23 protein-coding genes and 1 tRNA gene are annotated in these 23,014 nt (G+C 61.6%); 9 read left to right on the top strand and 15 right to left on the bottom strand.

The window, feature by feature from the left end; translation table 11 throughout:
* Positions 1 to 469 precede the first annotated feature (469 nt).
* Positions 470 to 1,855, top strand: a complete 1,386-nt coding sequence (gene gabP / locus ACIPZB_RS02140; RefSeq protein WP_400638814.1) for a GABA permease — start codon at positions 470 to 472, stop codon at positions 1,853 to 1,855.
* 169 nt (positions 1,856 to 2,024) lie between these two features.
* Here gabP and ACIPZB_RS02145 read toward each other — a convergent pair whose 3' ends face one another.
* Both ACIPZB_RS02145 and ppk2 read right to left on the bottom strand, forming a co-directional pair.
* On the bottom strand, positions 2,025 to 2,468 hold the full coding sequence (locus ACIPZB_RS02145; protein WP_008091483.1) for a hypothetical protein: 444 nt from the start codon (positions 2,466 to 2,468) through the stop codon (positions 2,025 to 2,027).
* Positions 2,469 to 2,621: 153 nt separating this feature from the next.
* The gene (gene ppk2, locus ACIPZB_RS02150; RefSeq protein WP_400638815.1) at positions 2,622 to 3,611 is read right to left on the bottom strand and encodes a polyphosphate kinase 2; all 990 of its coding nucleotides are present in this window, start codon (positions 3,609 to 3,611) and stop codon (positions 2,622 to 2,624) included.
* Positions 3,612 to 3,855: 244 nt separating this feature from the next.
* On the opposite strand from ppk2, the gene ACIPZB_RS02155 reads away from it, so the two are divergent.
* Positions 3,856 to 4,149, top strand: a complete 294-nt coding sequence (locus ACIPZB_RS02155; RefSeq protein ID WP_008091487.1) for an addiction module antidote protein — start codon at positions 3,856 to 3,858, stop codon at positions 4,147 to 4,149.
* 148 nt (positions 4,150 to 4,297) lie between these two features.
* Here the strand turns inward: ACIPZB_RS02155 and ACIPZB_RS02160 are convergent.
* The 4 genes from ACIPZB_RS02160 to ACIPZB_RS02175 form a co-directional block, all read right to left on the bottom strand.
* Positions 4,298 to 4,373, bottom strand: a tRNA-Phe gene (locus ACIPZB_RS02160).
* Between the two features lie 90 nt (positions 4,374 to 4,463).
* Positions 4,464 to 4,736, bottom strand: a complete 273-nt coding sequence (locus ACIPZB_RS02165; RefSeq protein ID WP_400638816.1) for an oxidative damage protection protein — start codon at positions 4,734 to 4,736, stop codon at positions 4,464 to 4,466.
* Positions 4,733 to 5,800 carry an A/G-specific adenine glycosylase gene (gene mutY, locus ACIPZB_RS02170; RefSeq protein ID WP_400638817.1) on the bottom strand — a complete coding sequence of 356 codons (1,068 nt, stop codon included), beginning with the start codon at positions 5,798 to 5,800 and terminating at the stop codon, positions 4,733 to 4,735. Before mutY ends, ACIPZB_RS02165 begins: the two co-directional genes overlap by 4 nt.
* Complete coding sequence (locus ACIPZB_RS02175) at positions 5,797 to 8,028, bottom strand: AsmA family protein (RefSeq protein ID WP_400638818.1); 2,232 nt, start codon at positions 8,026 to 8,028, stop codon at positions 5,797 to 5,799. The genes mutY and ACIPZB_RS02175 overlap by 4 nt, the downstream gene beginning before the upstream one ends.
* A 363-nt stretch (positions 8,029 to 8,391) precedes the next feature.
* On the opposite strand from ACIPZB_RS02175, the gene hisB reads away from it, so the two are divergent.
* Genes hisB through hisF form a run of 5 tightly spaced genes read left to right on the top strand, consistent with a single transcriptional unit; the run spans position 8,392 to position 11,431 of the window.
* Positions 8,392 to 8,985 carry an imidazoleglycerol-phosphate dehydratase HisB gene (hisB, locus tag ACIPZB_RS02180; protein WP_008091492.1) on the top strand — a complete coding sequence of 198 codons (594 nt, stop codon included), beginning with the start codon at positions 8,392 to 8,394 and terminating at the stop codon, positions 8,983 to 8,985.
* Positions 8,986 to 9,624 (top strand): imidazole glycerol phosphate synthase subunit HisH, encoded by a 639-nt coding sequence (gene hisH, locus ACIPZB_RS02185; protein WP_400638819.1) that lies wholly within the window; start codon positions 8,986 to 8,988, stop codon positions 9,622 to 9,624.
* A complete protein-coding gene (locus ACIPZB_RS02190; protein WP_008091494.1) occupies positions 9,625 to 9,885 on the top strand; it encodes a DUF2164 domain-containing protein in 261 nt (86 codons plus the stop codon).
* A gap of 27 nt (positions 9,886 to 9,912) precedes the next feature.
* Positions 9,913 to 10,650, top strand: coding sequence for a 1-(5-phosphoribosyl)-5-[(5-phosphoribosylamino)methylideneamino]imidazole-4-carboxamide isomerase (hisA, locus tag ACIPZB_RS02195; protein ID WP_003255731.1), 738 nt, complete (start codon positions 9,913 to 9,915; stop codon positions 10,648 to 10,650).
* A gap of 10 nt (positions 10,651 to 10,660) precedes the next feature.
* On the top strand, positions 10,661 to 11,431 hold the full coding sequence (gene hisF, locus ACIPZB_RS02200; protein ID WP_008091498.1) for an imidazole glycerol phosphate synthase subunit HisF: 771 nt from the start codon (positions 10,661 to 10,663) through the stop codon (positions 11,429 to 11,431).
* 126 nt (positions 11,432 to 11,557) lie between these two features.
* Here hisF and choV read toward each other — a convergent pair whose 3' ends face one another.
* From choV to ACIPZB_RS02215, 3 genes are all read right to left on the bottom strand, one after another.
* Positions 11,558 to 12,736: a choline ABC transporter ATP-binding protein gene (gene choV, locus ACIPZB_RS02205; RefSeq protein WP_400638820.1), complete on the bottom strand. Its 1,179-nt coding sequence runs from the start codon at positions 12,734 to 12,736 to the stop codon at positions 11,558 to 11,560.
* Positions 12,733 to 13,581 carry a choline ABC transporter permease subunit gene (gene choW, locus ACIPZB_RS02210; RefSeq protein WP_171817228.1) on the bottom strand — a complete coding sequence of 283 codons (849 nt, stop codon included), beginning with the start codon at positions 13,579 to 13,581 and terminating at the stop codon, positions 12,733 to 12,735. Before choW ends, choV begins: the two co-directional genes overlap by 4 nt.
* Before the next feature lie 82 nt (positions 13,582 to 13,663).
* On the bottom strand, positions 13,664 to 14,611 hold the full coding sequence (locus tag ACIPZB_RS02215; protein WP_400638821.1) for a choline ABC transporter substrate-binding protein: 948 nt from the start codon (positions 14,609 to 14,611) through the stop codon (positions 13,664 to 13,666).
* 442 nt (positions 14,612 to 15,053) lie between these two features.
* Between ACIPZB_RS02215 and ACIPZB_RS02220 the strand changes: the two genes are divergently transcribed.
* Together ACIPZB_RS02220 and ACIPZB_RS02225 are read left to right on the top strand one after the other, a co-directional pair.
* Entirely contained in the window at positions 15,054 to 16,430 is a 1,377-nt protein-coding gene (locus tag ACIPZB_RS02220) for an L-serine ammonia-lyase (protein ID WP_400638822.1), read from the top strand.
* Positions 16,431 to 16,923: 493 nt separating this feature from the next.
* The gene (locus tag ACIPZB_RS02225) at positions 16,924 to 18,030 is read left to right on the top strand and encodes a GlxA family transcriptional regulator (RefSeq protein ID WP_400638823.1); all 1,107 of its coding nucleotides are present in this window, start codon (positions 16,924 to 16,926) and stop codon (positions 18,028 to 18,030) included.
* A gap of 61 nt (positions 18,031 to 18,091) precedes the next feature.
* Here ACIPZB_RS02225 and ACIPZB_RS02230 read toward each other — a convergent pair whose 3' ends face one another.
* The 6 genes from ACIPZB_RS02230 to ACIPZB_RS02255 form a co-directional block, all read right to left on the bottom strand.
* Complete coding sequence (locus tag ACIPZB_RS02230; protein WP_400638824.1) at positions 18,092 to 18,406, bottom strand: DUF3630 family protein; 315 nt, start codon at positions 18,404 to 18,406, stop codon at positions 18,092 to 18,094.
* Positions 18,406 to 19,653 carry a DUF6861 domain-containing protein gene (locus tag ACIPZB_RS02235; RefSeq protein WP_400638825.1) on the bottom strand — a complete coding sequence of 416 codons (1,248 nt, stop codon included), beginning with the start codon at positions 19,651 to 19,653 and terminating at the stop codon, positions 18,406 to 18,408. Before ACIPZB_RS02235 ends, ACIPZB_RS02230 begins: the two co-directional genes overlap by 1 nt.
* Positions 19,654 to 20,053: 400 nt before the next feature.
* A complete protein-coding gene (locus ACIPZB_RS02240) occupies positions 20,054 to 20,311 on the bottom strand; it encodes a hypothetical protein (protein WP_400638826.1) in 258 nt (85 codons plus the stop codon).
* A gap of 274 nt (positions 20,312 to 20,585) precedes the next feature.
* Positions 20,586 to 21,062, bottom strand: coding sequence for a thioesterase family protein (locus tag ACIPZB_RS02245; RefSeq protein WP_400638827.1), 477 nt, complete (start codon positions 21,060 to 21,062; stop codon positions 20,586 to 20,588).
* A 10-nt stretch (positions 21,063 to 21,072) separates the two neighbouring features.
* On the bottom strand, positions 21,073 to 22,038 hold the full coding sequence (locus ACIPZB_RS02250; RefSeq protein ID WP_400638828.1) for an L-carnitine dehydrogenase: 966 nt from the start codon (positions 22,036 to 22,038) through the stop codon (positions 21,073 to 21,075).
* An 18-nt stretch (positions 22,039 to 22,056) separates the two neighbouring features.
* Positions 22,057 to 22,941, bottom strand: coding sequence for a 3-keto-5-aminohexanoate cleavage protein (locus ACIPZB_RS02255; RefSeq protein WP_008091510.1), 885 nt, complete (start codon positions 22,939 to 22,941; stop codon positions 22,057 to 22,059).
* Positions 22,942 to 23,014 lie beyond the last annotated feature (73 nt).

The raw sequence follows: 23,014 nt of genomic DNA on the forward strand, positions 1-23,014 counted from the left end.
CCCCAGAGCCTTGATGAAAAAAGGCGCGATGGTGCCAGCTTTGGGCAAGGCTGGGAAGCGGTTTTGACCCTATCGCGGCTAAAGCCGCTTCTACAGACAACGCTGGCGCCTGTAGGAGCGGCTTCAGCCGCGATAGGGTCGATGAGGTCTAAGGTTGTACCAAAGGTTGCACTTTTTCTGCTTTGCAATAGTGCAAAGGTGTTACCGAGGGGCACCTTTGGTGCGTTTGTAAGTGGGTATTTCCGTAATCCTACGTTTGTTTGTGGATTTGGCGACCATTCGGCCAGCTATTGGCCGAATGGCCTGCAAGCCGCGCCCTTTACGGGTCGCCAGATTTATCTGACGAATGCATTCAGCACATGGCCCGCTTATTGCCCTATGGAATCCGCCGATTGCAGCGACGCCTAAATCAACCCCAGGCGCGCTTCGTATTCAGTCGGGTGGTCCACTCCTTACAAAGGTAGTTTTCATGAGCGGTAACAATTCCAATGACCTCGCTCAGGGGCTCAAACAACGGCATGTAACCATGCTGTCTATTGCTGGCGTCATCGGCGCCGGTCTGTTCGTTGGTTCCGGCCACGCCATTGCCGCCGCCGGCCCTGCCGTGCTGCTGGCCTATGCTGCCGCGGGCACCCTGGTGGTGTTGGTGATGCGCATGCTCGGTGAGATGGCGATCGCTTCGCCGGATACCGGTTCGTTCTCTACTTATGCCGACCGCTCCATTGGCCGCTGGGCCGGTTTCACCATTGGCTGGCTGTACTGGTGGTTCTGGGTGCTGGTCATCCCGTTGGAAGCCAACGCGGCTGCAGCGATCCTGCATGCCTGGTTCCCGGCGGTCGACCTGTGGGCCTTCTCCCTGCTGATTACCTTGGCGCTGACGGCGACCAACCTGTGCAGCGTGAAGAACTACGGTGAATTCGAGTTCTGGTTCGCCCTGCTCAAGGTGCTGGCGATCATTGGCTTCATCGTGGTTGGCTGCGCCGCCATGTTCGGCTTCGTACCGAACAGCCAGGTCAGCGGTGCCAGCCACCTGTTCGACACCCAGGGCTTCATGCCTAACGGTCTGGGCGCTGTGCTGGCAGCGATGCTGACCACCATGTTCTCGTTCATGGGTACCGAGATCGTCACCATCGCTGCCGCCGAATCGAAAGACCCGGGCAAGCAGATCAGCCGCGCCACCAACTCGGTGATCTGGCGTATCTGCCTGTTCTACCTGGTGTCGATCTTCCTGGTCGTGGCCCTGGTGCCATGGAATGACCCGGCGCTGGCCGAGACCGGTTCCTACCAGACCGTGCTGAGCCGTATCGGCGTGCCGAATGCCAAGCTGATCGTCGACATCGTCGTGCTGATCGCTGTGACCAGCTGCCTGAACTCGGCGCTGTACACCTCGTCGCGCATGCTGTTCTCGCTGAGCAAGCGTGGTGATGCCCCGGCGATTGCCCAGCGCACCACCAAGGCGGCTACCCCGCATGTGGCGGTGCTGCTGTCGACCGCGGCGGCGTTCCTCTGCGTGTTCGCCAACTATGTGGCGCCGGCCCAGGTGTTCGAGTTCCTGCTGGCCAGCTCCGGCGCGATCGCGCTGTTGGTGTACCTGGTGATTGCCATTTCGCAGCTGCGCATGCGCAGCCAGCGTGAGGCACGTGGCGAGAAGATCGACTTCAAGATGTGGCTGTTCCCGGGGCTGACCTGGGCAACCATCGCCTTCATCGTTGCCATTCTGGTGGTGATGGCGCTGCGGGAAGATCACCGTGCCGAGATCATCGCGACTGCGCTGCTGAGCATTGGTGTGGTGGCGGCGGGCTTGCTGGTGCATCGCAAGCGTGAAGCTGCTGGGCGGGTGGCGCTGGATAACTGATCCGCGCTGGCTGCAATGAAAAGGCCGCGTCCTGTGAAGGGCGCGGCCTTTTTGTTTGTCTGAACCGGCCCTATCGCCGGCAAGCCGGCTCCCACAGGTACCCCACCCGCTTCAGGCCAGGGCAAATCCCTGTGGGAGCCGGCTTGCCGGCGATAGGGCCCGTGAGGCCTCAGCCAAACTGCTTCTGCTGTTGCTGCTGCTTGGCCACCAGCTCCGAGGCTGCGATATAGGCCTCCTGGAACTCGTCGCTCTCCAGCCAGGCCATGGTGGTGTCTTCGTCAGCGCCATCCAGCCACGTGCGGTAGGCGTTGAACACCAGCACGATGTAGTCGGTGGCGTGCTCTTCCTTGTGCCCCTTGAGCACCAGTGCCAGCAGCGGGTCGACCAGGAACACCGAAATCATCGCGACCAGGCTGGTCTCCTGCGCCGCTTTCATCTTCTCGAACAGCTCCTTGTAGCTGTCCGACTCCATGGCCTTGTTGAAGACCTGTTCAATGCTGGCGCTGTCGCCGGCGCTGGCCTTGACTGCCTGGCCGCTACGGACCATACGGTTCTGCTTGGCCTTGCTGGCGGCGCGTTTGGCGCGTTTCTGTTGCTTGGTGCTGGTGGCCATGGGGCGAATCCTTGGGTGTGTCTGAAAAGTGCGCGTATTGAAGCGCAGTTGCCTGCAAAACCCAAGTGCGGCCCATCGCCGGCAAGCCGGCTCCCACAGGGATTATGTGGGAGCCGGCTTGCCGGCGATGGGCTGCGCAGCAGCCCCAACATTTCAACGGCCAGGCGCAGGCGTTTCATCCTCCTCGAACCCATGCGATGCCCGCCCAACCAACAACTCATCCGGCGCATGCGCCACGCTGTGGTCCTTGCCCGGATAGTCCAGCGAATGCAGAAAATGCCGGATGCAGTTGATCCGTGCCCGCTTCTTGTCATCCGACTTGACCACCGTCCACGGCGCAGCTGCGGTATCGGTATGGAAGAACATCGCTTCCTTGGCTGCGGTGTAGTCCTGCCATTTATCCAGGGACTTGATGTCGATGGGCGAAAGCTTCCAGTGCTTGAGCGGGTCGTCGCGGCGCGAGATGAAACGGCGCAGTTGTTCTTCGCGGGTCACCGAGAACCAATACTTGAACATCAGGATGCCGCTGTTGCACAGCATGCGTTCCAGGTCTGGCGCCTGGCGCATGAACTCCAGGTACTGCAGCGGCGTGCAGAACTCCATCACCTTCTCGACCCCGGCGCGGTTGTACCAGGAGCGGTCGAAGAAGACCATTTCACCCGCCGTGGGCAGGTGCTGGATATAGCGCTGGAAGTACCATTGGCCTCGTTCCTGATCGGAAGGCTTCTCCAGCGCCACGACCCGCGCGCCACGCGGATTCAGGTGCTCCATGAAGCGCTTGATGGTGCCGCCCTTGCCTGCGGCATCCCGCCCCTCGAACATGATGACCACGCGCTGGCCGGTCTCCTTGACCCAGCTTTGTACCTTGAGCAGCTCGATCTGCAGCGCATGCTTGGCCTTGTCGTATTCCTGGCGGCACATGCGGGTAGGGTACGGGTAGCAGGCCGGCAAGCGAGCCCGGGTGCTGTCCTCGCGGCTGCCTCTGGGCGCGCTGGCGACTTCGAGCGCGGCAGGTTGCTGGCTGACCTGGATGATGCTGGCTTCAGGCTTGCGCTGGCGGGTGCGGCGAGCGCGTGGGGTGGGTGAGGCGCTGGTCGAGGGTGAGTCGGGGGCGGGGAGAAGGAGGGGGGATTCTTCGCTCATGGAGGTCCTTGCGAGGGGGTTCGAGTGTCCGCCTGCAATTGTGGAGTCGAGCGAGGGATGGCTTTTTGATGCTGGTCAAGATGGGGGGTATTGGTGGGGTGTGGCAGGGTATGCATAAACAGTTTGAAACAGGTGTGGATTGAGCTGATGTGAACCATGGTTCACATTTTTCGCAGGCGTACTTTAATCCAAACCGATAACTACAAAAGGTAGTTCGCTGGCACGCAAGCTTTAGGAGGCCACCATGACTGATATCAAACTGAGCAAGTGGGATGCCGCAGACCACTTAAAGACCGAAGAAGACATGGTCTTGTACCTAGAGGCCTGCCTTGAAGAAAATGATCCGGCATTGCTCGCTGCCGCCTTGGGCGATATCGCACGTGCGCGTGGGATGGCTCAGTTGGCGCGCGACACTGGCCTGACACGTGAAGGGCTGTACAAGGCGTTGTCTGCGGAGGGTAATCCCAGCTTGGCCACTATCATGAAGGTCATGGCTGCGCTCGGAGTGAAGCTGCACGCTGAAGTCGTACGCCCCTGAGTGGCGGGGTAGGCATATCGGGAGGCAGTAGATCTCAGTCAGGGATCTGCTGTTCTCGATGCAAAAGTGACAGACAACAAAAAACCCGCACTAGGCGGGTTTCTTGTTGTCGCTTCGGGTAACTTTGCAACCACCAGAAGCTTGAAGGTGGTGCCCAGAGACGGAGTCGAACCGCCGACACGAGGATTTTCAATCCTCTGCTCTACCGACTGAGCTATCTGGGCGACGAGGTGAATTAAATAGATTTCCAGACCGCTCGTCAACGACTTTTTGAAAAAATTTTAAATTAATTCCGTCGCTTACGATTTCTGGGGTCATTCGGCTGGTGGAACGTAGCCTTCCGCCTGGGCGTACTCTTCGCCGGCGAAAAACTTCTCCATCTCGCCCTGGAGGAACTTGCGGTCCTCGGCGTTCATCATGTTCAGGCGCTTTTCGTTGATCAGCATGGTCTGGTGCTTCTGCCAGTCGGCCCAGGCTTGCTGCGAGATGTGATCGTAGATGTCCTGGCCCTTGGCGCCGGGGAAAGGGGCGCGCTCCAGGCCTGGCAATTCTTCTTTGTACTTGCGGCACATCACGGTGCGGGTCATCGGGCGTCTCCTGAAATCAGTTCGTCGGCCGCGCGTTTGAGCAGCTTCTTGACCGGGGCGGCGAGGCCCAGGCGCGGCGGGGTGGCGAGGTTATACCAGAGCCAGTCGGCCTCGGCCACGTGCGTGCCGACCGGGTCGACCCGCACCAGCCATGGCTCGATGGTCAGCTGGAAATGGCTGAAGGTGTGGGTCAGGCCGTCCAGCGCACGGCTGTCGGCCAGGCGCAGGCCGTGCTGGTAGGCGAGGTCGTCGAGCTGCTCGATGTCATCCAGCTCGGGCAGGCTCCACAGCCCGCCCCACAGGCCGCTGGAAGGACGGCGGTACAGCAGGATCGCGCCTTCGTGGTTGGCCAGCAGCGGCATCAGCGTGCGCCGTTGTGGCAGCGCCTTGCGTGGCTTGGGCTCGGGGTAGCGGGTTTCCTCGCCATGCAGGTGCGCTTCGCAGCCACGCTGCAGCGGGCAGATCAGGCAGCTGGGTTTGCTGCGGGTGCACAGCGTGGCACCCATGTCCATCATCGCCTGGGTGTAGTGGTTAGCGCGCTGCTGCGGGGTGAAGCGTTCGGCCGTGGCCCACAGCTGGTTGGCCACCTTGGGCTCGCCGGGGTAGCCGGCCTGGGCGGTGTAGCGGGCCAGCACGCGCTTGACGTTGCCGTCGAGGATCGGCGCACGGATGCCCATGCTGATGCTGGCGATGGCCCCGGCAGTGGAACGACCGATGCCGGGCAACTCGGTGAGCTGCTCGACACTGCGCGGGAACTCGCCGCCATACTGCTCGACGACCATTTTCGCGGCCTTCTGCAGGTTGCGCGCACGGGTGTAGTAACCCAGGCCGGTCCACAGGTGCAGCACTTCATCCTCCGGCGCCTCGGCCAGCGCCTGCACGGTCGGCAGGGCCTGCATGAAGCGGTCGAAGTAATTGAGCACGGTGCTGACCTGGGTCTGCTGCAGCATGATTTCCGACACCCACACCCGATACGGGGTGATGCCCTGCTGCCAGGGCAGGTCGTGGCGGCCGTGCTGGTCGTACCAGGCCAGCACGGCGCTGGAGAACTGCTCAGGGTTCATCGTTTGAACAGCCCCTTGAGCGTTTCTTTCAGTTCTGGACTCACTTTGTCTCCGAGTTTTTCATCGATCTTGTCTTGCAGGCGGTTGCCGGCCAGCTTCGCCGCGACCTTGCCCAGGCCGTCCTGGTCCAGGCGGCAGGCCTTGGCGCCAAGCTCCAGCGGGCCGCGGCAGCGCAGCGGCAGTTCGACGCCGACATAGCGTTCGTTGACCTGGCAAGCCGGGTCGGGCATGGCGCGCTGGTCACCCTCGACGAGCACGCCGACGTTGTAGTCCATGCCCAGCACGCGCAGGTCGAGGTCGCCATGGCCATTGACGGTCAGGCCGGGGATACGTGCCTTGAGGTCGGGGTTGCTGGCCACGCCGTTGCGCACCACCAGGCTGCCGCGCAGCTCTTCGAACGGAGTGTCCTTGCCACGCGGTTCACCGCTGAGGGTCTTGCGGTTGAGGGTGGCGATGGCCTGGCACAGCTGCTGCTCCAGGTTGGCGTTGACCAGCACGCCATCATTGATGGTGAAGTTTGCCTTGCCGTTGAGTGTGTCGACCAGTGCCTTCTGGCTGTTACCGGTCGCGGTCAGATCGCTGGTCAGGGTCAGCAGGCCTTTGACCGGCGGGGTCTGCTCCTTGCCTTCGCTTTTGATGAAGTGTTCAACCGGCACGCGGGTGATCTTGGTGTTCACGCCAACCTGCGGCACCGCTGGGCGCACGTCGACGCTGCCCTTGGCGTCGAAGCTGCCGTTGTAGAGGCCGCCGCGCAGGCTTTGCAGGGTTACCAGGCCACCCTGGGCGGTGGCTTGCAGCTGGGCGTCGCTGATTGGCAGCTTGTCCAGGGTCAGCGAGCCGAAGGACAGGTCGGCTTGCAGGTCAAGCACCCGCAGGCGGTCCACCGGCAGCAGCTTGTCATTGCTCCAGGCCACCTGGGTCGGGGCGTTTGGCAGCGGCGAGTTGCCTGGGCTGGCCACGGCGCTGGCCTCTTGCTGCTGCACTTCGCTCTGGCGCGCGGCCGTGGCGCCCTTGGCCTCTTCGCTCTTGGCCAGCAGGTAGCGGTCGGCATCGAACTTGTCGCCTTTGAGCTGCAGGCGCAGGGCCTGTTTGGCGAAGTCTTCCACGGCCACGCGGCCGGTGAAGGTGCTGTCGTCCAGTTTTACCGCAAGGTCAGCCAGGGTCAGGCTGTTCGGCGAGCCCTGCAGGCGGGTCACCAGCTCCAGCTTGGCGAAGGCGGCCGGGTCGTTGGTGGCGGGCAGGGGGTGGCCGACGCTGTCGAGGAAGGTGCGCAGGTTGAACTGGGCGATCGACAGGCCACCGCTGAGCTGCGGCTCCTTGTCCAGGTCGCGCAGGTTCAGCTCGCCGAGTGCGCGCAGTTGGTTGGCCGAGATCTTCAGGCCGTTCCACGAGGCAACGTTGGCCGCCATGTCGACCAGCAGCTGGCCCTGGGCAGCGAAGGTTACGGTCTTGCCGCCGGTTGGCTCGCCCGAGGTCTCGCCCGACAGGCGCATGTCTTCGAAGTTGTAGCGCTTGAGCTTGCGGTCGAAGCGCAGCTCGCCGGTCAGTTCGGTACGGGCCTTGAGGCTCGGTTGGCTGGCACCGAGGAAGGCGCTGGCCTTGAGCGCGATGTTCGCGCCCTCATGCACGGGGCCTGTGCTCAGCTGGATGCTTTCGGCGCTGTAGCTCTTGCCGCTCTGGGCATCGGTGTACTGCACCTGGGCGTTGTTCACGGTCAGGCTGTCGATGTCGAGCTTGAGTGTGCGTTCGGTGCCGCCGTCCGACGGCGCGGCGGGTTGCTCAGCGGGTGCAGGTGCGTTGGCGGTGGCACCACCCTGTGGCGGCAGCGGCTTGCCGATGTCTTGCCAGTTGCCATGGCCCTGCTCGTCGCGGGTCAGGTTCAGGTTCAGGCCCTCGACGCGCACGTCGCTCATCTGTATTTCGCGGCGCAGCAAGGGCAGCACGCGTACCGACAGGCCGAGCATCTGCAGGTCGGCAAACGGTTCGGTGGGTTTGTTCAATGTGGCGATGCTGGCCTCATGCAGCTCCAGGCCCAGCCAGGGGAACAGGCTCCAGCCGATATCGCCGTTGAGGGTCAGCTCGACATGGGCCTTGTCGCGCGCCAACTGGCGGATCTCGTCTTTGTAGTCGTTGGGATCGAAGAGGTGGGTCAGGGCAAAGCCCAGTGCCACGATGATCAGCAGCAACCCGAGAAGCCCCAGTCCCAGGATTTTGCCGAACGCTTTCATGGGCGAGTCCTTGTAGTCCGTTTTTGAATTTCAAGCGGCTGAGTATAGCGCCGCCGGGGTGGGCCCTGAGAATCCGACAAGAGATACAGGGCATTTCCTACTAATGGATCAGGTAGTGCTGGTTTCGACAGTCTGGGTTTTGACAGTTCCGCGCAGGCCGTAATGGCCCTATCGCCGGCAAGCCGGCTCCCACAGGTTGCTCCATTGCCCTTGAGAACAGTGGGGTATTTGTGGGAGCCGGCTTGCCGGCGATCGGGCTGCAAAGCAGCCCCGTGCATTGCCATATGTCATCCGCGTTCCAAGCTTGAGCGTTCTGGGCCTATAATGGAGCCCTTTTCGCCCAATGATTTTGCGGAGCTGGTGATGGTCGAACGTAAGGCTTCCGTCGAGCGCAATACCCTGGAAACCCAGGTCAAGTGCTCGATCAACCTCGATGGCAGTGGCAAGGCTCGATTCGATATCGGCGTGCCTTTCCTTGAACACATGCTCGACCAGATCGCCCGCCATGGGCTGATCGATCTGGATATCGAATGCAAGGGTGACCTGCATATCGACGATCACCATACCGTCGAAGACGTCGGTATTACCCTGGGCCAGGCATTTGCCCAGGCCATTGGCGACAAGAAAGGCATCTTCCGCTACGGCCACGCCTACGTGCCGCTGGATGAAGCCCTGTCGCGCGTGGTCATCGACTTTTCCGGTCGCCCGGGCCTGCAGATGCACGTGCCCTTCACCCGCGCCACGGTCGGTGGCTTCGATGTCGACCTGTTCCAGGAGTTCTTCCAGGGCTTCGTCAACCACGCCCTGGTGTCCCTGCACATCGACAACCTGCGTGGTCACAACACCCACCACCAGATCGAAACCGTGTTCAAGGCCTTCGGCCGCGCCCTGCGCATGGCCGTGACCCTGGACGAGCGGATGGCCGGGCAGATGCCATCCACCAAGGGATGCCTGTAAATGCAGACGGTAGCCGTAATCGACTATGGCATGGGCAACCTGCACTCGGTGGCCAAGGCGCTGGAGCACGTCGGCGCCGGCAAGGTGCTGGTCACCAGCGACGCCGCGGTAATCCGCGAGGCTGACCGCGTGGTGTTCCCAGGCGTCGGCGCGATTCGCGACTGCATGGCCGAGATCCGCCGCCTGGGCTTCGACAGCCTGGTCCGCGAAGTCAGCCAGGACCGTCCGTTCCTCGGTATCTGCGTGGGCATGCAAGCCTTGCTTGACCACAGCGAAGAGAACGATGGCGTCGACTGCATCGGCCTGTTCCCCGGCCAGGTGCGCTTCTTCGGCAAGGGTCTGCAAGAAGACGGCGAGCACTTGAAAGTGCCGCACATGGGTTGGAACGAGGTCAGCCAGACCATCGACCACCCGCTGTGGCACGACATCCCGGAGCGTGCGCGCTTCTACTTCGTGCACAGCTACTACATCAATGCCGGCAAGCCGGGCCAGGTGGTCGGTCGCGGCCACTACGGCGTCGACTTCGCCGCTGCGCTGGCCGAAGGTTCGCGTTTTGCCGTGCAGTTCCACCCGGAGAAGAGCCATACCCATGGCCTGCAGCTGCTGCAGAACTTCGTCGCCTGGGACGGTCGCTGGTAAATGAGCAGGTCGAAGACCAAGGCCCCGGTCATCACCCTGGCCCCCGAACAGGAGCGCGAGGCGCTCGATACCCTCAAGCGTTTTCTCGAAGACCGTTTCGAGTTGCAACTGGGGTCGTTCGAAGTGGCCGAGGTCCTCGACGTGTTCAGCAAAGAGATTGCACCCCATTACTACAACAGGGCGATTGCCGATGTTCAGCTGCACCTCAAGGAGCGGTTCGAGAGCATCGAAAGCGACCTGTGGGCACTCGAGAAGCCCTGAAACCCAACAAATAGACAGGTTCCCAAGATGCTGATTATCCCCGCTATCGATCTGAAGGACGGTGCCTGCGTGCGCCTGCGCCAGGGCCGCATGGAAGACTCCACGGTATTTTCCGACGACCCGGTGAGCATGGCCGCCAAGTGGGTCGAGGGTGGCTGCCGCCGCCTGCACCTGGTCGACCTCAACGGCGCCTTCGAGGGCCAGCCGGTCAACGGTGAGGTAGTCACTGCCATCGCCAAGCGCTACCCGAACCTGCCGATCCAGATCGGCGGCGGCATCCGTTCGCTGGAAACCATCGAACACTACGTCAAGGCTGGCGTCAGCTACGTGATCATCGGCACCAAGGCGGTCAAGCAGCCTGAGTTCGTTGCCGAAGCCTGCAAGGCCTTCCCGGGCAAGGTCATCGTCGGCCTGGACGCCAAGGACGGTTTCGTCGCCACCGACGGCTGGGCTGAAGTGAGCTCGGTGCAGGTCATCGACCTGGCCAAGCGTTTCGAGGCCGATGGCGTCTCGGCGATCGTTTACACCGACATCGCCAAGGACGGGATGATGCAAGGCTGCAATGTGCCATTCACCAAAGCACTGGCCGAAGCCACCCGCATTCCTGTGATCGCTTCCGGTGGCATCCACAACCTGGGCGACATCAAGGCCCTGCTGGACGCCAAGGCCCCGGGCATCATCGGCGCCATCACCGGCCGTGCCATCTACGAAGGCACCCTCGATGTCGCCGAGGCCCAGGCCTTCTGCGACAACTACCAAGGCTGAGGACTGAACCATGGCACTGGCCAAGCGCATCATCCCTTGCCTGGACGTGGACAACGGCCGGGTGGTCAAGGGCGTCAAGTTCGAGAACATCCGTGATGCCGGCGACCCGGTGGAAATCGCCCGTCGCTACAACGAGCAAGGTGCCGACGAAATCACTTTCCTCGACATCACTGCCAGCGTCGATGGCCGCGACACCACGCTGCATACCGTCGAGCGCATGGCCAGCCAGGTGTTCATCCCGCTGACCGTGGGCGGTGGCGTGCGCACCGTGCAGGACATCCGCAACTTGCTCAATGCCGGTGCCGACAAGGTCTCGATCAACACGGCCGCGGTGTTCAACCCGGAGTTCGTGGGTGAGGCGGCGGACCGTTTCGGTTCGCAGTGCATCGTGGTTGCCATCGATGCCAAGAAGGTGTCCGGGCCGGGTGAAACACCGCGCTGGGAGATCTTCACCCACGGCGGGCGCAAGCCAACCGGGCTGGATGCGGTGGAGTGGGCGAAGAAGATGGAAGGCCTGGGTGCCGGTGAGATCCTGCTGACCAGCATGGACCAGGACGGCATGAAGAACGGCTTCGACCTGGGGGTTACCCGGGCCATCAGCGATGCGTTGGGGATTCCGGTGATTGCTTCGGGGGGTGTGGGTAACCTGCAGCACCTGGCGGACGGGATTCTGGAAGGGCATGCCAGTGCAGTGCTGGCGGCGAGTATCTTCCACTTTGGTGAGTACACGGTGCCTGAAGCCAAGGCCTACATGGCTTCGCGCGGGATCGTGGTTCGCTGATCGATTGATTGGGGCTGCTTTGCAGCCCATCGCCGGCAAGCCGGCTCCCACAATGGTCCTGTGTACAACGCGGTCAATGTGGGAGCTGGCTTGCCAGCGATGGGCCGCAAAGCGGCCCCAATAGCTTCACCCGTGATTCTTGCCAAGCAGTGCGTGGTAAAGCTCGGTATCCCCCAAAATCCCCACCACCTTGTCGTTATCCTGCAGCACCAGCTTGTTGCCCGTCTGATAACGAATCCGCAGCGCTTCGCGCATGCCGATATCGGCATTCACCAGCGTCGGTCGACGCTCCAGCAGGTCCACATCCTCCCCCGGCGCCCAGTTCTGCAAATCCAGCCCGTTCTGCCCCTGCCGCGCGCGCTTGAGCGAGCCGCCTTCGCCCAGGTCCAGCCACGAGTCGATACTCGGGTCCAGGCACACCGAGCCATTGATCCGCTTGCAGTTGTCCAGCGTGCGCATCAGGCTGCGGCCGCACAACACGTTCAGCGGGTTGGTGTGGGCCACGAAGGTCCGCACATACTCGTCAGCCGGGTTGAGCACGATCTCTTCAGGCTTGCTGTACTGGATGATCCGCCCGTCCTTCATGATGGCGATACGGCTGCCCAGTTTCAGCGCTTCATCGAGGTCATGGCTGACGAACACGATGGTCTTGTTCAGCTTGCTCTGCAGGGTCAGCAACTCATCCTGCAGGCCCTGGCGGATCAGCGGGTCGAGGGCCGAGAACGGCTCGTCCATCAGCAGGATGTCGGCATCCATCGCCAGCGCCCGGGCCAGGCCCACGCGCTGCTGCATGCCGCCGGACAGCTCGTCCGGCTTTTTATTGCGCCACTGGGTCAGGCCCACCAGCTCCAGTTTCTCATCGACCAGCTTGCGCCGCTCTTTCTCCGGGCGGCCCTGCATTTCCAGGCCAAAGCTGATGTTTTCGCGAACGGTCAGCCAAGGCATCAGGGCGAACTTCTGGAACACCATGGCGATGCGCTTGGTGCGCATCATCTTCAGCTCTGCCGGGGTGCAGTGGGCAATGTCGATGTGCTTGCCTTCGTGCTCGACGAACAGCTTGCCGCGGCTCACGGTGTTGAGACCGTTGATGCAGCGCAGCAGGCTCGACTTGCCCGAACCGGACAGGCCCATCAGCACGCAGATCTCGCCCTTGTTGATGTCCAGGTTGGCCTTTTCGACACCCACCACCAGGCCGGTCTGCTTGAGGATCTGTTCGCGGGTCTTGCCCTGGTCGAGCAGCGCCAGCGCTTCGCGCGGCTTGTTGGAGAAGATGACGTCGACGTCTTCGAAGCGAATGATGCTCATGCCTCACCCCTTACCGGCAATTCCGGTTGCTTGCAGATACGGTCGAGCATGATCGCCAGCAGCACGATCGCCAGGCCCGCTTCGAAGCCCAGGGAGATATCGGCGGTGTTCAGTGCGTTGACCACGGGTTTGCCCAGGCCGTCGGCGCCGACCAGGGCGGCGATCACCACCATCGACAGCGACAGCATGATGCACTGGGTGACGCCCGCAGCGATGCTCGGCATGGCATGGGGCAGTTCGATACGGGTCAGCAACTGGCGCCGCGAGCAGCCAAAGGCCTTGCCGGCGTCCAGCAGCTCCTGCGGTACGTCGCAGATGCCCAGGTAAGTGAGGCGAATCGGCGCGGCGATGGCGAACACCACCGTGGAGATCAGCCCCGGCACCACACCCAGGCCGAACAGGGTCAGGGTGGGGATCAGGTAAACGAAGGTCGGCACCGTCTGCATCAGGTCGAGCACCGGGCGCATGGCGGTATAGAACAACGGCTTGTGCGCGGCGAGGATGCCCAACGGCACGCCGATGGCCACGCAGACCACCGTGGCGAAGGTGACCTGCGCCAGGGTTTCCATGGTTTCCTGCCAGTACCCCAGGTTGAGGATCAGCAGGAAGGAGAGGGCGACGAATACGGTCAGTGCCCATTTGCGCTGAATCAGGTGCGCGAGGGCGGCAAACAAGGCAATCAGTACGAACGGGTTGAACCAGGTAAGGGCACTGGTGACGCCATGGATCATGAATTCCAGGCCTTGCGCAATGGCGTCGAAGTAGCTGGCGCCGTTCTGGGTCAACCATTCGACGAATGAGGCGATGTACTGCCCCAGGGGTATTTTCTGATCGATAAGCATGATAGCGAGCTTCCACCTGCAAATGATTGAAATCAGTCCGAGGCGGGCATGGGCCCGCCCCGCGGTGTTGCCATAGCGTCTTGCGTTATTGCGTCAGTTTGGCCTTGGCCGCCTCAAGGCCGGGTTTGCCATCCACGGTAGTAACGCCGGCCAGCCAGGTGTCCAGCTTGCCGGGGTTGGCCTTGAGCCATTTCCTGGCGGCGTCGTCGGGCTTCATCTTGTCGTCCAGGACATAGCCCATCATGGTGCTTTCATCCTTGAGCTCGAACGACAGGTTCTTCAGCAACTGGCCAACGTTGCTGCATTCGTTCACGTAGCCCTTGCGGGTGTTGGTGAGAACGGTGGCCTTGCCGAATTCGGGGCCGAAGAAATCATCCCCACCGGTGAGGTACTGCATCTTGAAACGGGTGTTCATCGGGTGCGGTTCCCAGCCCAGGAACACGATGGCTTCGCCGCGTTTCTGCGCCCGGTCGACCTGCGACAGCATGCCAGCCTCGCTCGACTGCACGATCTTGAAGCCGGCGTCCTTCAGGCCGAAGGCGTTCTTGTCGATCATGCTCTGGATGGTGCGGTTGCCGTCGTTGCCGGGCTCGATGCCGTAGATCTTGCTGTCCAGTTCCTTCTTGAACTTGGGAATGTCGGCGAAATCCTTCAGGCCCTTGTCATACAGCGCCTGGGGCACGGCCAAGGTGTACTTGGCGTTTTCCAGGTTGGCGCGAACCGTCTCGACCGTGCCGGCATCGCGGTACTGCTTGATGTCGTTCTCCATGGTCGGCATCCAGTTGCCGAGAAACACGTCCAGGTCCTTGCCGGTGGCCAGCGACTTGTAGGTCACCGGTACCGAGATCATGGTGGTGTGGGTCTTGTAACCCAGGGCTTCGAGCACGACGCTGGTGGTTGCGGTGGTCACGGTGATGTCGGTCCAGCCGACGTCCGAGAAGCGTACCGTCTGGCACTGCTCGGGTTCGGCGGCCTGGGCCAGCAACGGTGCTGAGAGCAACGCAACCAGCAACAGCGAGGGTGAACCTTTCATGGATGGACTCCTGTGATTTTATCTTCGGGTTCGCGAGGGTCGCCGGGCTTTCTCAGGGTCCGGTCGACCAGGCCTGCAGAGGGCAGGTTGCGAGGCCGTGCAATACGAGTCGCTTTCGATAATCCTCCAGCACAGGGCTTACGCCTACTGGTGGGGTCGTAACCAGTACGCAACGGGTCGTATCCAGTACGGGCGATGTCGCATATGGATTTTTCCACCTCCGCGGCCGCGTTTTTGCGTCACCAGAGCGCTGGAAAGCGGCGCGCAGACGGCGCAAAACAGCGCGGCGCTGCTGGACAAAAGTACGTCGGTTGCAGACGGCGAAGAGGGCGGCAAAACCCCGATGATGCGTGCATTCGTGGCGGCTCGCAGCTTCAGCCTAGCAGTTGCCCCGCCCTGCGCATGGCGCGCAGAGACAAGCCCAGCAAGAGGTGAAGCGACAATGGCCATCAGCGTGTTCGACCTGTTCAAGATCGGTGTCGGTCCCTCCAGCTCCCACACCGTCGGCCCCATGCGTGCCGGTGCCCTGTTCGTTCAGGGCCTGCGCGAACGCGGCGAGCTGGAGCGGGTGAAACGGGTCGAGGTGCAGCTGTACGGCTCGCTCTCGGCCACCGGCATCGGCCATGGCACCGACAACGCCACCATCATGGGCCTGATGGGCGAATGGCCGGACGCCATCGACCCGACCCAGATCATCCCGCGCATCGCCGACCTGCGTGAAACCGACACCCTGCTGCTGGACGGCCGCCTGCCCATCGAATTCGTCTGGGCCCGCGACATGCGCCTGCTGGACGAGAACCTGCCGTACCACCCCAACGCCATGACTCTGGTTGCCGAAGGCGAGCAGGGCGAGCTGCACCGCGACACCTATTACTCGGTGGGCGGCGGTTTCGTGGTCGATGCCGCCCAGGCCGCCAGTGGCGTGCTGGATGCTGACCAGACGGTGCTGCCCTACGATTTCAACAGTGCCGCCGAGCTGCTGCGCCTGTGCAAGCAAAACGACCTCAGCGTGTCGCAATTGATGATGGCCAACGAGAAGGTCTGGCGCAGCGAGGAGGAGATCCACGCAGGCTTGCACAAGCTGTGGGGCGCCATGCAGGAATGCGTCAACAACGGCCTCAAGTATGAAGGCACGCTCCCTGGCGGGCTGAATGTGCGTCGCCGCGCTGCCAAGTTGCACCGCAGCCTGCAAGAGATCGGCAAACCCAACGTGATCGGCTCGACCATGAGCGCCATGGAGTGGGTCAACCTGTTCGCCCTGGCGGTCAACGAAGAGAACGCCGCCGGCGGGCGTATGGTCACCGCGCCCACCAACGGCGCGGCCGGCATCATCCCGGCGGTGCTGCACTACTACATGCGCTTCAGCGATGTGGTGGACGACTCCAGCGTGGTCGACTTCTTCCTCGGCGCTGCCGCCGTGGGCATTCTGTGCAAGAAGAACGCGTCGATTTCCGGTGCCGAGGTTGGTTGCCAAGGTGAGGTCGGCTCGGCGTGCGCCATGGCGGCGGCGGGTCTTGCCGAAGTACTGGGCGCAACGCCGGCACAGGTGGAAAACGCCGCCGAGATCGCCCTGGAGCATAACCTGGGGCTAACCTGCGACCCGGTTGGCGGGTTGGTTCAGGTGCCATGCATCGAGCGCAATGCGATTGCTGCGGTTAAAGCGATCAACGCCGTGCAGATGGCCCTGCGGGGCGACGGCGAGCACTTCATTTCCCTCGACCAGGTGATCCGCACCATGCGCGACACCGGTGCCGACATGCACGACAAGTACAAAGAGACCTCGCGCGGTGGCCTGGCGGTCAGCGCCATCGAATGCTGACAGCCTGGGCTGGCCCCATCGCCGGCAAGCCGGCTCCCACAGGGAATGCACAACGCTCAGGCTCTGTGGGGTTCCTGTGGGAGCCGGCTTGCCGGCGATAGAGCCGCCGCATTCCTAAAAGGGGCACTACACTCGGTGGCGCCCTGTTCTGGAGCACTGCCGGCTGTCGGATGTCGCGATCGGTGTGGGCGTTGTCGGTGACACTCAAGAGTGTCGTTTCTGGGCAACCTGCACTGCGCCTGTCACCGAATTGCTCAGCCGTTACACGCAGAGGCGCTGGCCCGGGTGTTTGCGCAAGTCGACCCACTCGACTACAACCCCCGGAATTGCCGAATGAATGCGTCGTTTTTGGTTTTTTTTGGATGGCCGTTCAATTTTAGGCACGGCGTTTGCGTTGAGATTGGCAAAACCCTCGGAAAATGACCGAGGGGTCATAACAAGAAATCAGTGCCCGCCTGAGGCACACCCAGCATTTGTGTGAGGAGAAATCGCGATGACGTCGTACACCTCCGGGAATCCAACCCAGAACCGCACAGCACCCCAGTCCATCGGGTTTCTTCTATTGGACAACTTCACCCTCATTTCCCTCGCATCGGCCGTCGAGCCGCTGCGCATGGCCAACCAGTTGTCCGGGCGCGAGCTGTATCGCTGGCACACCCTGACGGTCGACGGTGGCCAGGTGTGGGCCAGCGATGGCCTGCAGATCACCCCGGATGCAGCCATCAGCAATGCACCGCCCATGGACACCGTGATCGTCTGTGGTGGCGTTGGCATTCAGCGTTCGGTCACCCGTGAGCACGTCACCTGGCTGCAGGCTCAGGCCCGCCAGTCACGTCGCCTTGGCGCGGTGTGCACCGGTAGCTGGGCGCTGGCCTGTGCCGGCTTGCTCGACGGCTTCGACTGCAGCGTGCACTGGGAATGCCTGGCCGCGATGCAGGAGGCCTTCCCGCGGGTGAACATGAGTACCCGCCTGTTCACCCTCGACCGCAACCGCTTCACCAGCTCCGGCGGCACCGCGCCGCTGGACATGATGCTGCACCTGATCAGCCGTGATCACGGCCGCGAGCTGTCGGCGGCGATCTCCGAGATGTTCGTCTACGAGCGCATTCGCAACGAGCAGGACCACCAGCGCGTGCCGCTCAAGCACATGCTCGGCACCAACCAGCCGAAGCTGCAGGAGATCGTCGCGCTGATGGAGGCCAACCTCGAGGAGCCGATCGACCTGGACGAGCTGGCGGTGTACGTCTCGGTCTCGCGGCGTCAGCTTGAGCGGCTGTTCCAGAAGTACCTGCACTGCTCGCCGTCACGCTATTACCTGAAACTGCGCCTGATCCGCGCGCGGCAGCTGCTCAAGCAGACGCCGATGTCGATCATCGAGGTGGCGTCGGTGTGCGGCTTTGTGTCCACGCCGCACTTCTCCAAGTGCTACCGCGAGTATTTCGGCATTCCGCCGCGGGATGAGCGTGTCGGTTCCAACACCGCGCAGCAGGTGGCGATGATGCCGATTCCTCAGGCCATGGCCTTGTCACCGCACAGCGGGCCGATGGCGGCGCTGAGCCAGGCGCGCAATGAGTCGACCTTTGCCAGTGTGAGGCTCTGAAACAGCACCGGCCCCCACAGGTATTGCAGATACCTGTGGGGGAGAAGGCTAGGGAGCCTTGCTAAACCGACACTTTTGACAGCTTGCTTTTGAAGTCGACAATTAACATGTCGCCTCTGGGTGTGATCGCCTCGAGTGATACCATAACGGGGAAGTCATCAAAGGTAAGGTGAAACTTCTCTTTCTCGATAGTTACCTCCCAGATCCTCACATCCACCGAGTCCGATCGTTTTTCAATGTTACCATTGAGCACGTCCAGCACTGCATTTGCGTAGCTCGGAAAGTCCTCCCAGTCTATGCATGAGGTCAGGTTCAGGCACGCTCGCCCAGAGTGCATTATTTCTACATCCAAGGCATCCAGTTTTAGACTACTCATTAAAATAGGTCTCCACCGCCAGAGCGGGTTGCACTCTCGATGATTTGATCAAATGATTTGCCTTTTATCACAAGCCATTCGAATGTCGGTCCAATCTTGTCACCGTATTTCCCCATGTTGCGCTCATCAATAACTTTGAGTAAGTCGGGCGGTGTGAATTCTCTGTACTTGAGCTTGAGGGTCGTGCGTGAAGAGTAGGCAAATTCTGCGATTGCTTTAGAAGTGGCGCCGGATGCCTTCATCGCACTTACCTGCTGTTGTAACTCAAATACCTCTCTGACATACATTTGCCGCAGCGCCGGAAGGTTTCCAAAATCTCCATCGACTCTGAAGCGAACATTGTCCCATTTCGGGTTATCTGGTTTCCTTGGTAGCACTGATGCCGTGGGCAGCCCGCTGGATGGTGGTTGAAGCTCTGGGTGCGCCAATAGCGCTGCCTGGTTCTTGTCCAACCAACGGACTAGCTCTTTATTTTTTACTTCAGCTCTGAATTTCAGGCTCCGAGCAGTCACTGCTTCCATGCTGTTTGAAATACCGTCCTTGACAGTTCCGCGTAACAGGTACGTAACTATCGCAGTGAGTAGCAATTGGACCAGTTGCTCTTGGCCTCTCGCCAGTTGGTCGGCAGCACGATTAACCATCTGTTCTCTACGAGCTGCAGAACCACCGGTGGGATCGAGCCCGCCAGGAACTCCATCTTCAGAGCGCCAGGCAGTAATGATACCATCTTGCAGTGTGGCAAGACACTTCGGTATTCCCGTGAGAAAATACTCTGCAATTGCCGACAAGCCTAAGCTTAGAAGTATGAGATTGCCAATTTCAAAACCAATTGCCCCTCCTGCAATTGCACCAGGGGCGGCGCCCGCACCAAAAGCCAAAGAGCCAGTGGCGCCTCCTATGATCGAGCCTATTGCAATGCTGCCACCTAAAATTAACGATACTTCTTTTGCCAGTTTTCGAAGTACTTCGATTATCTGGTCTATATGAAGGGTGGACCAATGCTGCCTGACTCTTCCTATGAAAATTGGTTCCGCACGATAAAGGGCTTGGCGCACCGCGTTGATTCGATCACCGCCTAAGTTTCCGTAGGCTTGATCGAATTGATTGGATACGTGACGCGTAAACCCATTCCAGCTTTGGCTGCTTTCGTGCCAAGATGCCAAAATGCTTTGGTTTAATTCGCCAAGTCTTACATTCAGGTTTCGCTCGATTTCATCCCATGTTGGAACATGTCGCAAAATATCCATTTAATTTTGTGTCCCTGTAGTGTACTTGCGCAGCGTAAATATCTTCGCTCGTCTTGATCGTTTACCCGTACCTCCTTGCGGGTGAAGGCTTTCACTGGATGAATACTAGTTTATGTGGCCTGGCTGAGTCGTCTGACAGGCCGGTACACATCGTATCGCTGATAGTGGCCTTTGTATGAAGCTGGCTATCGTCGCAGAGGCAGCGTATGTGCTTGCATCACTAATCGTATTGCCTGTCTGGGCGAATATCAGTGAGGCAGCAACGCCGGGTTGGAGGGCGTGAGAATCTGAATCAGTTTCGGCCCATCGCGGGCAAGCCCGTTCCTACAAATACGGTGGTGTAATTGTAGGGGCGGGCTTGCCCGCGATGGGGCCGATCAATTCATTTCAAAAACAGGCGTCAGACGCGCTTGTTGAACTGCGCCAACGCCGGCAGCAGTTGCTTGTCGATGGCCTGGCGTACCGCCGGCAGAATCGTCGCGCTGCCGGTATACATCTGTTCGACCATGCCCTTGAGCGCACGGGCATTGGGCTCGGTCAGCCCGCGTACCACCGCCTCGCAGGCCTGCTCGGCAGAGGCCCCGGCGGGGATGTCGAAACCGCGCGCGCGCAGGTGGCCTGCCAGGTCGTCCTGATCAATCAAATCCGCATGCATCATGGCTGTTGTCCCTTTTATCGCGAAGAGAGTGCTGCTTGATTCACGACCGATTCTGTGACGCGCACGACAGCCCCGCAACCACAGATTGTCGCCATGGCTGCTTTGGCTAAGAACAGGTCGTTCCCGGCTAAATCCCTGGCCTGAGAAGCCAGCACACTGAAGCCATTCACGGTACTAGAGGGTTTGGTCACCCTCGCTCACGCACAGTGGATGTTGCTCGCTCTCTTGGCCCCGGATGCTCACGGCTTTCCGGGGCCATTTTTTTGCCTGCCGTTTATTTAGCGGGGGGGAGGGCAATCACTCGTCCGACGTATTCAGGTACTTGCAGATCGTGCTGGCTATCGACCAGTGCCTGCAGCAACCCGGCGCTGCGCTCACTGAACGGTGCCGCTTTCGGGCCCGCCAGGTCGACATGCAGCAGCATCTGCTCGCTGACCGCCAGCGCGTCGCCGACCCCTTGCCGGTGCAAGCTGTGATAGACCTGCAGGCGCTTGCGATCGAAGCCGATGATTTGCGTCTGCACCCACACTTCGGTGCCCAGCTTCACTTCGTGCAGGTAGTTGATATGGGCTTCCAGGGTGAATAGCGACTGCCCAGTCTGCCCCCTGCTGTCGGCATCCAGGCCGATGCGCTCCATCAGCGCATCGGTGGCGTAGCTGAAGATCAGCAGGTAGAAGGCATCGCGCAGATGCCCGTTGTAGTCGACCCAGTCCTCATGGACTGGGGTGCGGTAGGTGATCAGTGCGGGCATCGCGGTCTCCTCAGTCGCTGAATGACATCCCGTGGCTGGCCTTGCTGGTTTTCACGGCTTCCAGTACGGCCAGCAGGGTGTCATCACGATAGCGCTCCAGCGCGGCGATGCTGCGGTCGCCCAGTTGCTCCGAGGTGCCGTCCACCACATCGTCGATCAGCTTGTCGGTCAGCTCGGGGGCCGGCAGGTAGGTCCAGGGCAGCTTCAGCGCCGGGCCGAACTGCGACATGAAGTGGCGCATGCCAGCATCGCCACCGGCCAGCGTGTAGGTGAGGAAGGTGCCCATGAACGACCAGCGCAGGCCGGCGCCGAAGCGGATGGCATCGTCGATTTCACCCGTGGTGGCGACACCGTCGTTGACCAGGTGCAGCGCCTCGCGCCACAGGGCTTCGAGCAAGCGGTCGGCAATGAACCCTGGGACTTCCTTGCGCACGTGCAGTGGGCGCATGCCCAGCGCGGTGTAGATGGTCTTTGCTGCCTCGATGGCTTCGGGGGCGGTACGGTTACCGCCGACGATCTCCACCAGCGGCAGCAGGTACACCGGGTTGAACGGGTGGCCGACCACGCAGCGTTCGGGGTGGGTGGCCGACTCGTAGAATTCGCTGGGCAAAAGGCCTGAGGTGCTGGAGCCGATAATGGCGTTGGGCTTGGCGGCGGCGCTGATCTTCGCATGCAGGTCAAGCTTGAGGTCCAGGCGCTCTGGCGCGCTTTCCTGGATGAAGTCGGCGTCGCGAACACATTCCTCGATGGTGGCCACGAATTTCAGACGGTCCTGCGCCGCGCCAGGTGCCAGGCCTTGTTTCTCCAGCGCAGGCCAGGCATTGGCGATGCGCTTGCGCAGCGCCTGCTCGGCACCCGGTGCAGGGTCCCAGGCGACCACGTCCAGGCCGTGGGCCAGGGCGCGGGCGACCCAGCCGCTGCCGATCACGCCGCTACCCAGGGCGGCGAAGGTCTTGATCTCGGTGATGAAGTGCATATCGGGCTCCTGAAGGGATCAGCGGCGCTTGAGGTTCATTTTTTCCCGACCTTCTGCCGGGGACAGGACGCGGCCACCCATGCGGGTGATGATCTCGGCCGCGCGTTCCACCAGCTGGCCGTTGCTGGCCAGCACGCCACGGTCCAGGTACAGGTTGTCTTCCAGGCCGACCCGCACGTTGCCGCCGAGCAGCACCGCTTGTGCGGCCATCGGCATCTGCATGCGACCGATACCGAAGCCGGCCCAGGTGACATTGGCCGGCAGGTTGTCGACCATCGCCTTCATGGTGGTGGTGTCGGCCGGCGCGCCCCACGGGATGCCCAGGCACAGCTGGAACAGCGGGTCTTCGAGCAGGCCTTCTTTCATCATCTGCTTGGCGAACCACAGGTGGCCGGTGTCGAAGATTTCCAGCTCGGCCTTCACGCCCAGTTCGGTGATGCGCTTGGCACCGGCGCGCAGTTGCGCGGGGGTGGAAACGTAGATGGCGTTGCCGTCGCCGAAGTTGAGGGTGCCGCAGTCCAGGGTGCAGATTTCCGGCAGCAGCGCTTCAACGTGAGCCAGGCGCTCCAGCGGGCCGATCAGGTCGGTGCCTGGGCCGAATTCCATGGGGGTTTCGCCCGGGCCGATTTCCAGGTCGCCGCCCATGCCGGCGGTGAGGTTGACGATGACGTCGACGTCGGCTTCGCGGATACGCTCCATGACCTCGCGGTAGAGGTTCACGTCGCGGCTGAAGCGGCCGGTCTGCGGGTCGCGGACGTGGCAGTGGACCACGGTGGCGCCGGCCTTGGCGGCTTCGACGGCGGATTCGGCGATCTGCTTGGGGGTGACGGGGACCAGGTGGCTCTTGGCGACTGTGTCGCCGGCGCCGGTGAGGGCGCAGGTGATGATGACGTCGTGGTTCATGGCGGTTCCTTGTGGTGTCTGTGGTGGCCCTATCGCCGGCAAGCCGGCTCCCACAGGGTTCGTGGTGAACCCT

The sequence above is a fragment of the Pseudomonas sp. NPDC089396 genome, from assembly GCF_044749545.1.
Taxonomy (GTDB): domain Bacteria; phylum Pseudomonadota; class Gammaproteobacteria; order Pseudomonadales; family Pseudomonadaceae; genus Aquipseudomonas.

Excerpts from the sequence above, each read along its gene's own strand:
- ppk2 (WP_400638815.1), bottom strand. The coding sequence starts at position 3,611 with ATGAGCGAAGAATCCCCCCTCCTTCTCCCCGCCCCCGACTCACCCTCG.
- hisH (WP_400638819.1), top strand. The coding sequence starts at position 8,986 with ATGCAGACGGTAGCCGTAATCGACTATGGCATGGGCAACCTGCACTCG.
- ACIPZB_RS02255 (WP_008091510.1), bottom strand. The coding sequence starts at position 22,941 with ATGAACCACGACGTCATCATCACCTGCGCCCTCACCGGCGCCGGCGAC.
- choV (WP_400638820.1), bottom strand. The coding sequence starts at position 12,736 with ATGAGCATCATTCGCTTCGAAGACGTCGACGTCATCTTCTCCAACAAG.
- ACIPZB_RS02165 (WP_400638816.1), bottom strand. The coding sequence starts at position 4,736 with ATGACCCGCACCGTGATGTGCCGCAAGTACAAAGAAGAATTGCCAGGC.
- ACIPZB_RS02175 (WP_400638818.1), bottom strand. The coding sequence starts at position 8,028 with ATGAAAGCGTTCGGCAAAATCCTGGGACTGGGGCTTCTCGGGTTGCTG.
- ACIPZB_RS02250 (WP_400638828.1), bottom strand. The coding sequence starts at position 22,038 with ATGCACTTCATCACCGAGATCAAGACCTTCGCCGCCCTGGGTAGCGGC.
- ACIPZB_RS02145 (WP_008091483.1), bottom strand. The coding sequence starts at position 2,468 with ATGGCCACCAGCACCAAGCAACAGAAACGCGCCAAACGCGCCGCCAGC.
- ACIPZB_RS02220 (WP_400638822.1), top strand. The coding sequence starts at position 15,054 with ATGGCCATCAGCGTGTTCGACCTGTTCAAGATCGGTGTCGGTCCCTCC.
- ACIPZB_RS02235 (WP_400638825.1), bottom strand. The coding sequence starts at position 19,653 with ATGGATATTTTGCGACATGTTCCAACATGGGATGAAATCGAGCGAAAC.
- ACIPZB_RS02245 (WP_400638827.1), bottom strand. The coding sequence starts at position 21,062 with ATGCCCGCACTGATCACCTACCGCACCCCAGTCCATGAGGACTGGGTC.
- hisA (WP_003255731.1), top strand. The coding sequence starts at position 9,913 with ATGCTGATTATCCCCGCTATCGATCTGAAGGACGGTGCCTGCGTGCGC.
- hisB (WP_008091492.1), top strand. The coding sequence starts at position 8,392 with ATGGTCGAACGTAAGGCTTCCGTCGAGCGCAATACCCTGGAAACCCAG.
- ACIPZB_RS02155 (WP_008091487.1), top strand. The coding sequence starts at position 3,856 with ATGACTGATATCAAACTGAGCAAGTGGGATGCCGCAGACCACTTAAAG.
- hisF (WP_008091498.1), top strand. The coding sequence starts at position 10,661 with ATGGCACTGGCCAAGCGCATCATCCCTTGCCTGGACGTGGACAACGGC.
- ACIPZB_RS02230 (WP_400638824.1), bottom strand. The coding sequence starts at position 18,406 with ATGAGTAGTCTAAAACTGGATGCCTTGGATGTAGAAATAATGCACTCT.
- ACIPZB_RS02215 (WP_400638821.1), bottom strand. The coding sequence starts at position 14,611 with ATGAAAGGTTCACCCTCGCTGTTGCTGGTTGCGTTGCTCTCAGCACCG.
- ACIPZB_RS02190 (WP_008091494.1), top strand. The coding sequence starts at position 9,625 with ATGAGCAGGTCGAAGACCAAGGCCCCGGTCATCACCCTGGCCCCCGAA.
- ACIPZB_RS02240 (WP_400638826.1), bottom strand. The coding sequence starts at position 20,311 with ATGATGCATGCGGATTTGATTGATCAGGACGACCTGGCAGGCCACCTG.
- gabP (WP_400638814.1), top strand. The coding sequence starts at position 470 with ATGAGCGGTAACAATTCCAATGACCTCGCTCAGGGGCTCAAACAACGG.
- mutY (WP_400638817.1), bottom strand. The coding sequence starts at position 5,800 with ATGAACCCTGAGCAGTTCTCCAGCGCCGTGCTGGCCTGGTACGACCAG.
- ACIPZB_RS02225 (WP_400638823.1), top strand. The coding sequence starts at position 16,924 with ATGACGTCGTACACCTCCGGGAATCCAACCCAGAACCGCACAGCACCC.